Annotated in this window: 11 protein-coding genes; 7 read left to right on the top strand and 4 right to left on the bottom strand. The window is 42.8% G+C overall.

What is annotated here, in order from left to right:
• Nucleotides 1-7: 7 nt before the first annotated feature.
• Nucleotides 8-1,690, bottom strand: a complete 1,683-nt coding sequence (locus tag JZY04_RS14910) for a SulP family inorganic anion transporter (RefSeq protein ID WP_005782825.1) — start codon at nucleotides 1,688-1,690, stop codon at nucleotides 8-10.
• A gap of 259 nt (nucleotides 1,691-1,949) precedes the next feature.
• On the opposite strand from JZY04_RS14910, the gene rbr reads away from it, so the two are divergent.
• Nucleotides 1,950-2,528, top strand: a complete 579-nt coding sequence (rbr, locus tag JZY04_RS14905) for a rubrerythrin (RefSeq protein WP_005782823.1) — start codon at nucleotides 1,950-1,952, stop codon at nucleotides 2,526-2,528.
• Nucleotides 2,529-2,598: 70 nt separating this feature from the next.
• On the opposite strand, the gene nadB is transcribed toward rbr, so the two are convergent.
• A complete protein-coding gene (nadB, locus tag JZY04_RS14900) occupies nucleotides 2,599-4,170 on the bottom strand; it encodes an L-aspartate oxidase (RefSeq protein ID WP_005782820.1) in 1,572 nt (523 codons plus the stop codon).
• 107 nt (nucleotides 4,171-4,277) lie between these two features.
• On the opposite strand from nadB, the gene JZY04_RS14895 reads away from it, so the two are divergent.
• The 3 genes from JZY04_RS14895 (at nucleotide 4,278) to dacB (ending at nucleotide 7,539) form a co-directional block, all read left to right on the top strand.
• The gene (locus tag JZY04_RS14895) at nucleotides 4,278-4,676 is read left to right on the top strand and encodes a PH domain-containing protein (protein ID WP_122143236.1); all 399 of its coding nucleotides are present in this window, start codon (nucleotides 4,278-4,280) and stop codon (nucleotides 4,674-4,676) included.
• A gap of 6 nt (nucleotides 4,677-4,682) precedes the next feature.
• Nucleotides 4,683-6,026, top strand: coding sequence for a dihydrolipoyl dehydrogenase (lpdA, locus tag JZY04_RS14890; protein ID WP_122143237.1), 1,344 nt, complete (start codon nucleotides 4,683-4,685; stop codon nucleotides 6,024-6,026).
• Nucleotides 6,027-6,129: 103 nt separating this feature from the next.
• The gene (gene dacB, locus JZY04_RS14885; RefSeq protein WP_122143238.1) at nucleotides 6,130-7,539 is read left to right on the top strand and encodes a D-alanyl-D-alanine carboxypeptidase/D-alanyl-D-alanine-endopeptidase; all 1,410 of its coding nucleotides are present in this window, start codon (nucleotides 6,130-6,132) and stop codon (nucleotides 7,537-7,539) included.
• A gap of 56 nt (nucleotides 7,540-7,595) precedes the next feature.
• Here dacB and JZY04_RS14880 read toward each other — a convergent pair whose 3' ends face one another.
• Nucleotides 7,596-9,095: an acetyl-CoA hydrolase/transferase family protein gene (locus JZY04_RS14880; protein WP_005782811.1), complete on the bottom strand. Its 1,500-nt coding sequence runs from the start codon at nucleotides 9,093-9,095 to the stop codon at nucleotides 7,596-7,598.
• A gap of 35 nt (nucleotides 9,096-9,130) precedes the next feature.
• Complete coding sequence (locus tag JZY04_RS14875) at nucleotides 9,131-9,460, bottom strand: hypothetical protein (protein ID WP_032531548.1); 330 nt, start codon at nucleotides 9,458-9,460, stop codon at nucleotides 9,131-9,133.
• A gap of 330 nt (nucleotides 9,461-9,790) precedes the next feature.
• Between JZY04_RS14875 and miaB the strand changes: the two genes are divergently transcribed.
• The 3 genes from miaB (at nucleotide 9,791) to JZY04_RS14860 (ending at nucleotide 14,876) form a co-directional block, all read left to right on the top strand.
• Nucleotides 9,791-11,164, top strand: coding sequence for a tRNA (N6-isopentenyl adenosine(37)-C2)-methylthiotransferase MiaB (gene miaB / locus JZY04_RS14870; RefSeq protein ID WP_005782802.1), 1,374 nt, complete (start codon nucleotides 9,791-9,793; stop codon nucleotides 11,162-11,164).
• A 116-nt stretch (nucleotides 11,165-11,280) separates the two neighbouring features.
• Entirely contained in the window at nucleotides 11,281-12,699 is a 1,419-nt protein-coding gene (locus JZY04_RS14865) for an alpha-L-fucosidase (protein ID WP_122143239.1), read from the top strand.
• Between the two features lie 62 nt (nucleotides 12,700-12,761).
• Nucleotides 12,762-14,876 carry a glycoside hydrolase family 2 TIM barrel-domain containing protein gene (locus JZY04_RS14860; RefSeq protein ID WP_122143240.1) on the top strand — a complete coding sequence of 705 codons (2,115 nt, stop codon included), beginning with the start codon at nucleotides 12,762-12,764 and terminating at the stop codon, nucleotides 14,874-14,876.
• Nucleotides 14,877-15,120 lie beyond the last annotated feature (244 nt).

Raw genomic sequence — 15,120 nt, 5'->3', positions numbered from 1 at the left:
TATCAGATTATAAATTCATAATTTCTTTGGCTCTGTCCAGTGCTACATTAATGTTCGGACAGATGTTTTGTTTTCCCAGTAATTCATAGAAGCCGGATTTCTCGAGCGTGTTGTGCACTTTTTCATTTACTCCCGAGAGCACAATGGTGATCTTTTCTTTTTGAGACATTTTGCAGAGGCTGGTCAGGTTATGAATACCGGTTGAATCGATAAATGGAACTTTACGCATACGTATGACGCGTACTTTGGGACGGTCGCCCAGTTGTGCCATTGTCTCTTCAAATTTGGTTGCGATGCCGAAAAAGTACGGACCATTAATCTCATATACCTCCACTCCCGCAGGTATTATCAGATGTTCTTCGCGCACCGCGATGTCCAGTTCGTCATTCGGATCTATTTCGTCTTTGATGACAGATATTTCGGTAGTTTCCATTACACGGCGCATGAACAAGATACATGCAATCACCAGGCCTACTTCGATGGCGATAGTCAGGTCGAAGATGATGGTGAGGAAAAAAGTGATAAGCAGTACTGTTACATCCGATTTGGGATTTTTCAGTAATGCCTTGAAAGTGCGCCATTCGCTCATGTTATAAGATACGATAACCAATACTCCTGCCAGACATGCCATTGGGATGTACTGTGCCAAAGGCATCAGGAAAAGGAGGATCAGCAATAAAACTACAGCATGGATTATACCGGCCACCGGTGTTTTACCGCCATTATTGATGTTTGTCATTGTACGGGCGATGGCTCCGGTAGCAGGAATACCGCCAAATAACGGTGTGATAAGGTTGGCTGTTCCCTGGGCAATCAGTTCGGTGTTTGAATCGTGCTTATCGCCCGTTACACCATCGGCTACGGTTGCTGACAATAACGATTCGATTGCTCCCAAAACGGCAATGGTAATAGCTACCGGGAACAAGTCCTTGATGGCCTCCCAATTGAGTGCAGGCATGGTCGCGTCAGGTAATTCGGATTTGATTGTAAAACGGTCGCCAATGGTATCGATGGTGTCAATACCGGCGTATGTTTTCAATAAATATACTACTGCCGTTACTACAATGATGGCAATAAGGGAACCCGGAATTTTCTTTGAGAACCGGGGGGTAATGGCAATAATGATGATACTGGCAATACTCACAATAGTGTTCCACCAATTGATTGTATCGAAATGGCGGAAATAAATCATCCATTTTCCGATAAAGTCTCCCGGTACTTTCTCTCCACCAAAGTTTAATCCGAAAATATCAGCAATCTGTGTTGTGAAAATGGTGACGGCTATACCGCTGGTAAAACCTACAATAATCGGGTAAGGAATAAATTTAATAATTGCGCCCAATTTAAAAACTCCCAATAAGATAAGGAGTATGCCGGCCATCAGGGTAGCTACAATCAATCCTGCTTCTCCGTATTGCTGGATGATGCCATAAATGATGACAATGAATGCTCCGGTAGGTCCTCCGATCTGTACTTTGCTTCCTCCGAGCAACGAGATGATGAACCCCGCAATGATAGCCGTGATAATTCCCTTTTCGGGTGATACGCCTGATGCGATACCAAATGCGATGGCCAGAGGCAAGGCTACGATACCTACAATGATACCTGCCATCAAATCGGCCATAAACGTTTCTTTAGAGTAGTTCTTCAAGGCTGAGAATAACCTTGGTTTGAAATCAAACACTTTCATTTCTTTCTTTACTTATATAATGTGATAAATGTCGTTATAATCCTTGTTTTGCAAAGTCGAGGTTGCAAAATTACATAAAATAAATGGTAATAAGATGTTTTTGAACATCTTATTTATTTTTGATCAGTTTTGTCTATATTGCAATAGATATTATTAATGAATAAAATTCCGGGTTTTGTGAACTAAATCCTTATATTTGCGTTGTTAATAAAGGCAAGTAACCGACAAACGTAATTACCAATCTAAAATATATCAGATTATGACTAAAAGTATTAAAGGCACTCAGACAGAAAAGAATTTGCTGACATCATTTGCAGGTGAATCACAGGCAAGAATGCGTTACACTTATTTTGCAAGCGTGGCTAAAAAAGAAGGTTACGAACAGATTGCAGCTATCTTTACAGAGACTGCCGATCAGGAAAAAGAACATGCAAAACGTATGTTTAAGTTCCTTGAAGGGGGTATGGTTGAAATCACTGCAAGTTATCCTGCTGGTGTTATCGGCAACACTCTTCAGAATCTGCAGGCTGCCGCAGCCGGTGAACACGAAGAATGGTCTATGGATTATCCTCATTTTGCAGATGTTGCAGAGCAGGAAGGTTTCCCGATGATCGCCGCTATGTATCGTAATATCTCTATTGCGGAAAAAGGTCATGAAGAAAGATACCTTGCTTTCGTGAAGAACATTGAAGTTGCATCTGTATTTGCCAAAGAAGGAGAAGTTATATGGCAGTGCCGTAACTGTGGTTATATCGAAGCAGGTAAGGAAGCTCCTGAGGTATGTCCTGCATGTCTGCACCCACAAGCATATTTCGAAATTAAGAAAGAAAATTATTAATAGAATCAGACTGTATTTTGGAGAAAGGTGGAGCTGTTTAATTATGGCTCCACCTTTTTTCTATGCTTTTTTATTTACCGGCGTGTGGATAGTCAACCGTGTAGTGCAGACCACGGCTTTCTTTACGTTCCATAGCCATGCGCATAATCAGATAACCCACATTAATCATATTACGCAGTTCACATATTTCTTTAGATGCCACGCTGCGTTTGAACAGGCTTTCGGTCTCTTCGTATAGGATATCCAGGCGGTCCCAAGCGCGTTTCAACCGGAGATCGCTACGGACAATACCAACATAAGTGCTCATAATCTGATTTACTTCTTTCATACTTTGAGTAATAAGTACCATTTCTTCCGGTGAGCGGGTACCTTCATCATTCCATTCCGGAATCTCTTCGTTATAAGAATATTGGTCAATCACCGATAAACAATGTTTGGCGGCGGCATCTGCGTAAACCACTGCTTCTATCAACGAGTTTGAGGCTAACCGGTTGCCTCCATGTAAACCTGTACACGAACATTCGCCGGCAGCGTACAAACGTTCAATAGAGGATTGGGCGTTCAAGTCTACCTTAATACCTCCACACAGGTAGTGTGCAGATGGTGCCACGGGAATATATTCTTTGGTAATGTCGATTCCTAAGCTGAGGCATTTCTCGTATATGTTAGGAAAATGTTTTTTGGTTTCTTCAGGATCTTTGTGTGTTACGTCCAGATAAACATGGTCGTCCCCACGATTTTTCATTTCATTGTCAATGGCACGTGCCACGATATCACGGGGTGCCAAAGATAAACGTGGATCATATTTTTGCATGAATTCTTTTCCGTCCATTGTGCGGAGCACACCGCCATATCCACGCATTGCTTCCGTAATAAGGAAAGAAGGACGGTCGCCCGGATGGTAAAGAGCTGTTGGATGGAATTGTACGAACTCCATGTCTTTTACGGTTCCTTTAGCCCGGTATACCATGGCGATACCGTCTCCGGTCGCTACAAGCGGATTAGTAGTGGTCTGGTAAACAGCCCCCACTCCACCTGTTGCCATTAGTGTCACTTTGGCCAGATATGTATCCACTTTACCTGTTCGGGGATCGAGTATATAAGCTCCGTAGCATTTTATGTCCGGTGTCTGGCGGGTGACAGTTACTCCTAAATGGTGTTGTGTCAGGATTTCTATGGCAAAATGATTTTCAATTACCGTAATATTGGGATGTTGTTGTACAGCTTGAATCAGACTGTCCTGAATTTCAGCGCCGGTATTATCTTTATGGTGTAAAATACGAAATTCCGAATGGCCGCCTTCCCGGTGTAGATCGAACTCCCCTTTTTCATTTTTGTCGAAGTTTACACCCCAGCTGATCAGTTCTTGTATTTGTGCAGGAGCCTCACGCACGACTTTCTCTACAGCAGTACGGTCGCTGATCCAGTCACCGGCAATCATTGTGTCTTCAATATGTTTCTCGAAATTGTCTACCAGCAGATTGGTCACTGAGGCCACTCCTCCTTGGGCAAAATAAGTGTTTGCTTCTTCCAGCCCACTTTTGCAAACAAGGGCAACTTTTCCTTTATGTGCCACTTTTAGGGCAAAACTCATTCCGGCGATACCGGAACCGATTACGAGGAAATCGAACTTTTTAACCATAAGTTTTAGTGTTTAGCGACGCAAAGCTACAAAATAAGTTTTTTCGTTGTGCTTTTCGTTGCCATTAATTCATAATTTTACTAACTTTCCGCCAAAAATCTGACAAAATGAACCGTATTTTTCATGCTCGCATTGTCTGGTACCAGTATTTTCTGCTGGTTGTATTGGGCATTAATGCTTTTGGTTTCTTATGGTGTAAGAATATTATATTGGCTACTTTGATGATGTTGTTTCTGATTGTTATCATCGAACAGATCATACATACAGTTTATACCGTTACCACTGACGGTTTGCTGATACTTAACTATGGGCGGTTTATCCGTAAGAAAACTATTCCCATAGCAGAAATTACTTCAGTCCGCAAAGTGCATTCTATGAAATTCGGAAGTTTTGCAGTGACAAACTATTTATTGATAGAATATGGAAAGGGAAAATATGCTTCTGTACTTCCGGTGAAAGAAAAGGAATTTATAGAACTGATTGAAAAAACAAGAAACTTAATTTAGTAAGCTATGAAATACCAGGTTATTATTATCGGCGGGGGACCTGCCGGTTACACTGCTGCCGAAGCTGCTGGAAAAGCAGGTTTAAGCGTGTTGCTTTTTGAGAAACAGAATTTAGGAGGAGTTTGTTTAAACGAAGGGTGTATACCTACAAAAACATTGCTCTATTCGGCAAAGACATATGATGGGGCTAAACATGCTTCAAAGTATGCTGTAACAGTTTCTGAGGCTTCGTTTGATCTTTCGAAGATCATTGCTCGTAAGTCGAAGGTAGTACGCAAGTTGGTTTTGGGGGTTAAATCAAAATTAATGTCTAATAATGTTACTATCATAAATGGAGAAGCAACAATCTTGGACAAAAACAAAATCTGCTGTGGCGAAGAAATCTATGAATGTGATAACTTAATTCTTTGCACAGGATCCGAGACTTTCATTCCTCCTATTTCCGGAATCGATACGGTAAATTATTGGACACATCGGGAAGCATTAGACAATAAGGAATTGCCCGCTTCGCTTGCTATCGTAGGTGGTGGAGTGATTGGTATGGAGTTTGCATCATTCTTCAACAGTCTGGGTGTGAAAGTGACCGTCATTGAAATGATGGACGAGATCTTGGGAGGCATGGATAAAGAGCTTTCTGCTCTGTTGCGTGCTGACTATGCCAAACGGGGCATTACATTTCTGTTGAGTACTAAAGTTGTTTCGTTGGCACAATCAGAGGAGGGAGTCTTAGTTTCTTATGAGAATGCAGATGGTGCCGGAAATGTGACTGCGGAGAAATTGTTAATGAGTGTAGGTCGCCGTCCGGTAACAAAAGGTTTCGGACTTGAGAACCTGAACCTTCAACGGACAGAGCGCGGAAGTATTTTAGTAAACGGGCAGATGGAAAGTTCATTGCCCGGAGTATATGTATGTGGGGATTTAACCGGATTTTCTTTATTGGCACATACGGCAGTCCGTGAAGCGGAAGTAGCCGTACATGCAATTCTCGGTAAAACAGATACAATGAGTTATCGTGCTATTCCCGGTGTAGTGTATACCAATCCTGAAATAGCCGGAGTCGGGCAAACAGAAGAGTCGCTTATTGCGAAAGGTATTGCTTATCGTGCTGTAAAGCTTCCTATGGCATATTCTGGACGTTTTGTTGCCGAAAATGAAGGGGTAAACGGTGTATGTAAAGTATTGCTTGGAGATGATGATACGATTTTGGGAGCACATGTTTTAGGCAATCCGGCTTCTGAAATTATCACATTAGCAGGTATGGCCATAGAAATGAAACTAAAAGCGGCCGAATGGAAGAAGATTGTTTTTCCCCATCCTACTGTTGCCGAAATATTCCGTGAAGCATTGTAAGAGTTACAAGTTGTAAGTTACGGGTTATAAGTATCATGCGTATAATGGCGCAGTTACTCGTAACCCGTAATTTATGACTTGTCATTCGTTGTTTATAAGCATTATGAAGAAACTGAATTTATTTATTTTATTCTCTTTTTGTTTTTCAATTATTATCCGGGGGCAGGTAGATTTCGCCGCAATTGATTCACTTATTAAGAAGGAATTGCCCCAAGGTTCCGAAGTTGGTATTTCCGTGTATGATCTGACTGCAAAGAAATCACTCTATACATACCGTGATGCCAAGCTTTCGCGTCCGGCATCTACCATGAAACTATTAACTACTATAACTGCGCTTGCCCGGCCGGATGCAGATGAACCTTTCCGGACCGAAGTGTGGTATAAAGGTATTATAGAACATGATACGCTCCGCGGAGACATTTATGTGATTGGCGGATTCGACCCGGAGTTTGACGATGAAGGTATGAATGCATTGGTGGAGGAAGTGATAACTTTTCCTTTTTCAGTATTGAAAGGGAGAATCTATGGAGATATATCGATGAAAGATTCTCTTTATTGGGGAAGCGGTTGGGCATGGGATGATACTCCCTATTCTTTTCAGCCTTATTTGTCGCCATTGATGTATCATAAAGGTGTAGTGAAAGTAACGGCTGTACCGGGAACGATACGTGGTGACTCGGCGCGCCTGAGTTTTGAACCATCGTCCTCTTATTATACTGTGATCAATGAAACTGAGACACGCACTCCTTCTGCCGGTAAATTTTCTGTTTCGAGAGGATGGTTAGAGAATAAAAATAATCTTATTGTCAGTGGAAATGTAGAGAATAGAAGAATTGGTGATGTGAATGTGTATTCTTCGCAGGACTTCTTTCTGCATACCTTTGCCGAACGTTTACGTAATAGAGGGATAGAGATTTCGGAGCAGTATGCTTTCGACAGCTTTCAGCCCGACAGTCTTTCTACCCGCATGGCACGTTGGGAATGTCCCGTTCAGAAAGTAGTAGACCAGATTATGAAAGAAAGTGATAACTTGAGTGCGGAAGCATTACTTTGCCGTTTAGGAGCACAAGCTACAGGCAAAAAGCAAGTTTCGGCTAAAGACGGGATCGATGAGATCCATCGGCTGATTAAAGATTTGGGGCATGATCCGGACAATTATAAAATAGCTGATGGTTGTGGATTGTCAAATTACGATTACCTCTCTCCTGCCCTGTTGGTTGATTTTTTGAAGTTTGCTTATTCGAGAACGGATATTTTTCGGAAGCTCTATAAAGCTCTTCCGGTTGCAGGTATTGATGGAACACTTAAGAATCGTATGAAAAAAGGGTCGGCATTTAAGAATGTACATGCCAAAACGGGATCTTATACTGCCATTAACACATTAGCCGGTTACCTAAAGATGGCTAACGGTCATCAGGTGGCCTTTGCCATTATGAACCAAAATGTATTGTCGGCAGCCAAAGCAAGGAATTTTCAAAATAAAGTATGCGAAATACTGGTAAATTGTAAATGATGAACGATGAACACTTTGCAGAAGTCACAGTCGGTTCATCGTTCATCGTTTATCGTTTATTTTTCGTATTCTGCCCAGTTCACGTTTTTCATATCTCCGCTTTTAGCCAGTTCGGCATGCATTCCCAAAGCGGCTTGAATGGCGTGAGGAGTCTGTGACTTATTACCGGCCAGTTTCAGATAATCCCATAAGATTTGTTTGTAATCCGGGTGTGCACAGTTTTCGATGATTGCCTGTGCTCTTTCCTTCGGACTTTTGCCACGCAAATCGGCTACTCCCTGTTCGGTTATAACGATATTAACGGAGTGCTCACTGTGATCCAGATGAGAAACCATCGGAACGATGGAACTGATTTTGCCTTCTTTAGCCACTGACGGACAAGTAAAGATGGAAATATAAGCATTGCGTGTAAAATCGCCCGAGCCGCCGATACCGTTCATCATCTTGGTTCCACCGATATGGGTAGAGTTTACGTTACCATAAATATCTGCTTCAATGGCGGTATTGATAGAGATGATTCCTAAACGGCGGACTACTTCCGGACTGTTAGAGATTTCAGACGGACGGAGAATCAGTTTATCACGGAAGAAGTCCATGTCGTCATAAATGCCTTGCAGACAGTCATTGGTTACGGTCAGTGAGCAGGCACTTCCGAATTTTACACGACCTTCACGGATTAATCCGATCACAGAGTTTTGGATAACTTCGGTATACATTTCGAAAGCAGGGATTGTTTTATCGCGTCCCAATGCTCCTAAAACTGCGTTGGCGATGTTACCTACTCCCGATTGTAACGGAAGGAATGTGGAAGGAATAATGCCACGTTTCATGTCGGCAGCCAGGAAGTCGGCCACATTCTGACCAATCTTATCAGTAATAGGATCGGCAGCCGCAAATGAACGGGCTTCATCCGGCCAGTTTGTTTCTACGATACCTACAATCTTTTTCGGGTCGACTTGTATATAAGGTAGTCCGACGCGGTCACTCGGTTTGTAGATTGGAATTTCACGACGGTAAGGCGGGTCGAGCGGTTCGTACACGTCATGCATTCCCATCATATTTTTGCTATGTGCACTGTTCAACTCAATGATGATCTGATCGGCCAGTCGGCAGACGGTTGGTGCAATTCCACCGGCAGCTGTCAGATAGATTTTTCCATCCGGAGTCACTTCACAAGCTTCGATGATAGCTACATTCACTTTTCCCATGAATCCGTAGCGCACTTCTTGTGCCATTTGTGAAAGGTGAATGTCATTATAGGCAATCTCACCGTTATTCACTGCTTTACGGAAATCGGGATTGGTTGTGTAAGGGGCACGATAACGGATAGCCTTTACACGTGATAATATGCCATCACATGAGTCGCCGGTAGAAGCTCCGGTAAAGATGCCGATCTGGAAAGGGTTTCCTTTTGCATGTTCCGCTTCCGCTATTTTCGCTATTTCGGAAGTGACAGCTTTGGCCGTTCCTGCGGGGGTAAAACCGCTGAGGCCGATGTTATAGCCATGTTTTACAAGGCTGGCAGCTTCTGCTGCAGAAATAGATTTGAATGCCATAATTATAGTATTATTTTCGTGTTAGGAATAATCTTTCAATATTTTCTATTCAGAATTTCGGACCAGATAATGGCTTTTCGGGCTTCTTCAGCCGAGCGAATGGTAAATTCCGGATCATCTGTCGGGGATGTTTCCATTTTCGGAGGAATTGTTTTATTTTTCTTCACTTCCGCTTTCGGAGGGAGCGGTTGGGAACGGAATGTTTGATGTTTTCGCGGTGTTTGAAGGACTTCGGCCTCTTCCGTATCCGGAATGGGTACGAAAGGTTTTTGGGCAGATCTTTCCGTTTTGCTCTTTTTGATCTGTCTGATAAGAGGTAATGCGAAAACAGCCATAATGACGAGGACTTTTAAAATATCATCCATAGTACTTTTATTTTCTACAGTCCGCCAAAGTTATACATTTAATCTGATTGATACCAATATTTTGGCATGAAAAAAGGGCAGCTTCACAGCTCCCCTTAATTTTTTTAACCTAAACCTTAACTATGAAAAAATCTAATGTTTCTTTCATTGCACAAATGTGTGAAATAAAATTAATAGTGCCAAATCTTTACGCCATAAATGTTTGTTCTATTAACATAAATTATCCTTTTGCCTCTGAATCGATAAGCAAAAGTGTTATTTTGGTTTCATTTCACAACTTTTTGAGGATGAAGCTGTATCTTTGCAGGTACAAATTTAAATTCTGAATTTATGAACGAATTGACGGGAGCGGACTTTAAATCCGCAACTGCTGATGACAACAAGAAGTTGTTTATCGAGACTTATGGCTGCCAGATGAATGTGGCCGATAGTGAAGTAATTGCCTCTGTGATGCAAATGGCCGGTTATTCGGTTGCCGAAACGCTGGAAGAGGCTGATGCGGTATTTATGAATACTTGCTCTATCCGTGACAATGCCGAGCAGAAGATTCTGAATCGTCTGGAGTTTTTTCATTCGATGAAGAAAAAGAAGAAGCATCTGATTGTAGGCGTGTTGGGATGTATGGCCGAGCGAGTGAAAGATGATTTGATTGAACATCATCATGTAGATCTTGTAGTGGGGCCGGATGCTTATTTGACTCTTCCGGAACTGATCGCTTCTGTGGAAGCGGGTGAGAAGGCAATGAATGTAGAGCTTTCGACTACGGAAACCTATCGGGATGTGATTCCTTCACGTATCTGCGGTAACCATATCTCCGGATTTGTATCCATCATGCGTGGTTGCAATAACTTCTGCACCTATTGTATAGTGCCTTACACCCGTGGTCGTGAACGCAGCCGAGATGTGGAAAGTATTCTGAACGAAGTGGCCGATCTGGTATCAAAAGGTTACAAAGAGATTACTTTGTTGGGGCAGAATGTAAACTCTTATCGTTTTGAGAAGGAGGGAGGAGAAGTGGTTACCTTCCCAATGTTGCTTCGTGTGGTAGCTGAGGCGGCGCCGGATGTACGTGTCCGTTTCACAACTTCGCATCCCAAAGATATGAGTGATGAAACTTTGGAGGTGATTGCACAAGTGCCTAATGTATGTAAACACATTCACCTTCCCGTGCAAAGCGGTAGCTCGCGCATTCTTAAGTTGATGAATCGTAAATATACGCGTGAATGGTATCTGGATCGTGTATCGGCTATTAAGCGTATTGTTCCCGATTGCGGGCTTACTACGGATATATTCTCCGGTTTCCACTCCGAGACAGAGGAAGATCATCAGGAGTCACTTTCGCTGATGGAGGCTTGTGGCTATGATGCGGCATTTATGTTTAAATATTCCGAGCGTCCCGGTACTTATGCATCTAAACATCTGGAAGACAATGTTCCCGAGGAGGTAAAAGTCCGTCGTCTGAATGAAATAATTGCTTTACAGAATCGTTTGTCTGCTGAATCCAATACCCGCTGTATCGGAAAGACCTATGAAGTATTGGTAGAAGGTGTTTCGAAACGTTCGCGCGATCAGTTGTTCGGCCGTACCGAGCAGAACAGGGTGGTTGTATTCGATCGTGGTACTCACCGGATAGGCGATTTTGTGAACGTAAGAATTACGGAAGCCAGTTCTGCCACGCTGAAAGGTGAAGAAGTTTTCGGATAATCCGTAGTTTTGCATATAAAATAAAAGGTGTAGTCATTGAGAACGTATGGCTACACCTTGTTTGTTATATGGCTACAATGTTTTATCTTTGTGCGTACCTTAGAAAATAGAACACCATGAAGAACAAACTATTTATTTTAATTGCACTCTGCATTTCAATCCATGTTTTAGCTCAAGAACCTAAAAAGGAAATTCCTTTAAAATATGGTGCCACTAACATCGGCAAGCGTCAGGACGAAGCTATGAAGCGGTTTCGCGACAATCGTTTGGGAGAATTCATTCACTGGGGACTGTATGCCATTCCCGGTGGCGAATGGAAAGGTAAAGTATATAATGGAGCTGCCGAATGGCTCAAGTCGTGGGCTAAAGTTCCTGCTTCTGAATGGCTGGGGCTGATGAAACAATGGAATCCGGTAAAATTTGATGCACGCCAATGGGCGAGAATGGCCAAAGAGATGGGAGTAAAATACGTCAAGATAACAACGAAACATCACGAAGGATTCTGTCTCTGGCCGAGCCGGTATAGTGAATATACCGTAGCGCAGACTCCATTTAAGAAAGATATCTTAGGCGAGTTGGTAAAAGCCTACAATGATGAAGGTATCGACGTGCATTTCTACTTTTCGGTAATGGATTGGAGCCATCCGGATTATCGTTATGAGATTTCATCGAAAGAAGATAGCGTTGCTTTCAGCCGTTTTCTCACTTTCACCGATAATCAGTTGAAGGAATTGGCTACCCGCTATCCGACGGTTAAGGACTTTTGGTTCGACGGCACTTGGGATGCAAGTATTAAGAAGAATGGTTGGTGGACGGCTCATGTAGAGCAGATGTTGAAGAATCTTGTGCCGGGAGTCACTGTCAATAGCCGGCTTCGTGCCGATGATTATGGCAAGAGACACTTCGATAGCAATGGCTGTCTTATGGGAGATTATGAGTCGGGGTACGAACGTCGTCTTCCTGATCCGGTGGAGGACTTGCAGGTGACTAAATGGGATTGGGAAGCTTGTATGACCCTTCCCGAAAATCAGTGGGGATATCATAAGGATTGGTTGCTGAGTTATGTCAAGACTCCGGTAGAAGTAATCGACCGTATTGTGCATGCTGTATCGATGGGAGGGAATATGGTAGTCAATTTCGGTCCTCAGGCCGATGGTGATTTCCGTTCGGAAGAGAAGGAGTTGGCTGTAGCTTTGGGTAAATGGATGAAGAAGTATGGTGAGTGTATTTATGGCTGTGGCTATGCCGGATGGGATAAACGAGACTGGGGATACTATACCCGTAAAGGTCAAGAGATTTATATGGTTGTATTCAATTGTCCCTATTCGGGTTTCCTTGATGTAAAGGTTCCGAAAGGCACAAAAATAGAGAAAGCCGCTTTATCGGACGGACAGGAACTGAAGGTTGTCGAGACCACCCGGAATGAATATAATGTAGCTATGCCTTCGCAAAATCCGGGAGAACCCTTTATAATTAAATTGCAAATTAAAGAAACTTCCGCTACGACAGACAAGTACCGGGATGCATTGACATAGTAGAATTTCCTTATCTGTGCGTTCACCCGCAAAAAGGTGACCAATCATTAAAATAAAATATTATGAGAAAACTATCTTATTTAATTATTGCATGCTTATGCCTGTGCAGTAGTATTTTTCCCTTGATGGCACGACAGGTTACCGCATTCAATACCGGCTGGCAATTTAAGAAAGGTCCTTTTGCAGCCGATCCGATGCGGGCTGCTTCACAATGGGACGGAAAGTGGGAGACTGTTGAGATTCCACATACCTGGAATGCCAAGGATATGCAAGTTCAATCGGGCTCTTTCTATGAAGGGGTGGGTTACTATCGGAAAACACAGTTTTTTCCTCAAGATTTGAAAGATAAACGTATATTTCTGCGTTTCGAAGGAGTAGGGGCTTGTTCGGAAGTATACGTCAATGGAAAATTGGTCGGCACTCACAAGGGTGGCTACTCTGCTTTTGCCTATGAAATAGGTACGGTCCTTCAGTTCGGAACAGAGAACGAGATCGTTGTTAAAGCCGACAATAAGGCCCGTCCCGACGTAATTCCGGTCAATCAGAATCTTTTCGGAGTATATGGTGGTATTTACCGTCCCGTATGGCTGATTGTAACTGAGCAGAATAACATTACGGTTACCGATTGTGCCTCTCCGGGTGTTTATATTACCCAAAAGAATGTTTCAAAAAAGTCAGCCGATATAACTGTGAAGGTAAAATTGGATAATGCCGGGCTCCAACCTGCTGCTTTGACTCTTGAAAATGCTATTTATACGCAGGATGGGCGTAAAGTAAGTGTACACAGCCAGTCGTTCGACCTGACTCCGCAAGGAACACAGACCTATACATCTACTTTTAAGATGAAAGATCCGCACCTCTGGCACGGACGCAAAGATCCCTATCTCTATAAGGTTGTCTGCAAGCTGATGGCAGATGGAAAAGTAATTGACGAGGTGGTGCAACCTCTTGGTGTGCGTAAATATGAGATTGTGGCCGGGAAAGGTTTTTTTCTGAATGGAGAAAAGTATCCGATGTATGGCGTAACCCGCCATCAGGACTGGTGGGGACTGGGCAGTGCGCTTAAGAATGAACATCATGACTTCGATCTGGCTACAATAATGGATGTGGGGGCTACTACTGTCCGTTTTGCCCACTACCAACAGTCAGATTATCTCTACTCCCGTTGTGATACACTGGGACTGATTATCTGGGCCGAAATACCTTGTGTAAACCGGGTGACCGGATACGAAGCGGAAAATGCCCAAAGCCAGCTTCGTGAACTGATCCGTCAAAGCTTCAATCACCCTTCTATTTATGTATGGGGGCTTCATAACGAAGTATATCAGCCTCATGAATATACAGCTGCCTTGACCCAATCTCTTCATGATCTTGCTAAGACGGAAGATCCGGATCGTTATACCGTTTCGGTCAATGGATACGGACATATGGAACATCCGGTCAATTTGAATGCGGATATACAGGGTATGAACCGTTATTTCGGTTGGTACGAGAAGAAGATACAGGATATCAAACCTTGGGTAGAACAACTTGAAAAAGAATATCCTTATCAGAAGCTGATGTTGACTGAATATGGTGCCGATGCCAACCTGGCCCATCAAACCGAATATTTGGGTGACGCCCTCAATTGGGGCAAGCCGTTCTATCCGGAAACATTCCAGACTAAGACACACGAATATCAGTGGAGTGTCATCAAAGACCATCCATATATCATCGCTTCTTATCTTTGGAATATGTTTGATTTTGCCGTACCGATGTGGACACGTGGCGGTGTTCCCGCACGTAATATGAAAGGACTGGTTACCTTTGACCGTAAAATAAAGAAAGACTCTTATTTCTGGTACAAGGCCAACTGGAGTGAGAATCCGGTTCTTTATCTCACGCAACGTCGTAATGTCGATCGTGAAAAACGAATGACTACCGTTACTGTCTATTCTAATATCGGGACTCCTAAAGTATATCTGAATGGAAAAGAACTGGGCGGTATTCGCAAAGGATATACCGATGTGCATTACATCTTCGATAATGTGGCACTTGCTGATGGGAAAAATGTTCTGAAAGCTGTAGCCGCAATCAAAGGAAAGGAGTATACCGATGAAATCGTATGGAACTATTCCGGTGAGAAAAACCGGGAAGTAGATTCTTATGAGAATAAGAATGAACATTCAGGTTTTTGATAATAGATTTGTCCCACGTACCCGGGCTTATGAGCCCAGGTATGTGTGACGAGATCATGAAAAGGTTATAAACCCTTACGGGCATTATAAAATCTCTTTGATATAGCGCGTAGGCGGCACTTTATAGAACTTCTTGAATCTTGCTCCGAAATATTTAGCATCGCAAAAGCCTAAATAACGTGAGTTCGATATAAGGGTTAGAATTATTTATTTGAAAATTAGGAACATAGCGATAAAAGTATTA

The organism is Bacteroides sp. 11BF (genome assembly GCF_019633765.1).
In the GTDB taxonomy this organism is placed as follows: Bacteria; Bacteroidota; Bacteroidia; order Bacteroidales; family Bacteroidaceae; genus Bacteroides; species Bacteroides hominis.
Note: the sequence above shows the minus strand (reverse complement) of the source record. Positions and strands in the feature narration are given on the sequence as shown.

What these genes read in the sequence shown, in the direction of transcription:
- JZY04_RS14895 (WP_122143236.1), top strand. Translation starts at nt 4,278, where the DNA reads ATGAACCGTATTTTTCATGCTCGCATTGTCTGGTACCAGTATTTTCTG.
- JZY04_RS14910 (WP_005782825.1), bottom strand. Translation starts at nt 1,690, where the DNA reads ATGAAAGTGTTTGATTTCAAACCAAGGTTATTCTCAGCCTTGAAGAAC.
- nadB (WP_005782820.1), bottom strand. Translation starts at nt 4,170, where the DNA reads ATGGTTAAAAAGTTCGATTTCCTCGTAATCGGTTCCGGTATCGCCGGA.
- lpdA (WP_122143237.1), top strand. Translation starts at nt 4,683, where the DNA reads ATGAAATACCAGGTTATTATTATCGGCGGGGGACCTGCCGGTTACACT.
- rbr (WP_005782823.1), top strand. Translation starts at nt 1,950, where the DNA reads ATGACTAAAAGTATTAAAGGCACTCAGACAGAAAAGAATTTGCTGACA.
- JZY04_RS14880 (WP_005782811.1), bottom strand. Translation starts at nt 9,095, where the DNA reads ATGGCATTCAAATCTATTTCTGCAGCAGAAGCTGCCAGCCTTGTAAAA.
- miaB (WP_005782802.1), top strand. Translation starts at nt 9,791, where the DNA reads ATGAACGAATTGACGGGAGCGGACTTTAAATCCGCAACTGCTGATGAC.
- JZY04_RS14865 (WP_122143239.1), top strand. Translation starts at nt 11,281, where the DNA reads ATGAAGAACAAACTATTTATTTTAATTGCACTCTGCATTTCAATCCAT.
- JZY04_RS14875 (WP_032531548.1), bottom strand. Translation starts at nt 9,460, where the DNA reads ATGGATGATATTTTAAAAGTCCTCGTCATTATGGCTGTTTTCGCATTA.
- JZY04_RS14860 (WP_122143240.1), top strand. Translation starts at nt 12,762, where the DNA reads ATGAGAAAACTATCTTATTTAATTATTGCATGCTTATGCCTGTGCAGT.
- dacB (WP_122143238.1), top strand. Translation starts at nt 6,130, where the DNA reads ATGAAGAAACTGAATTTATTTATTTTATTCTCTTTTTGTTTTTCAATT.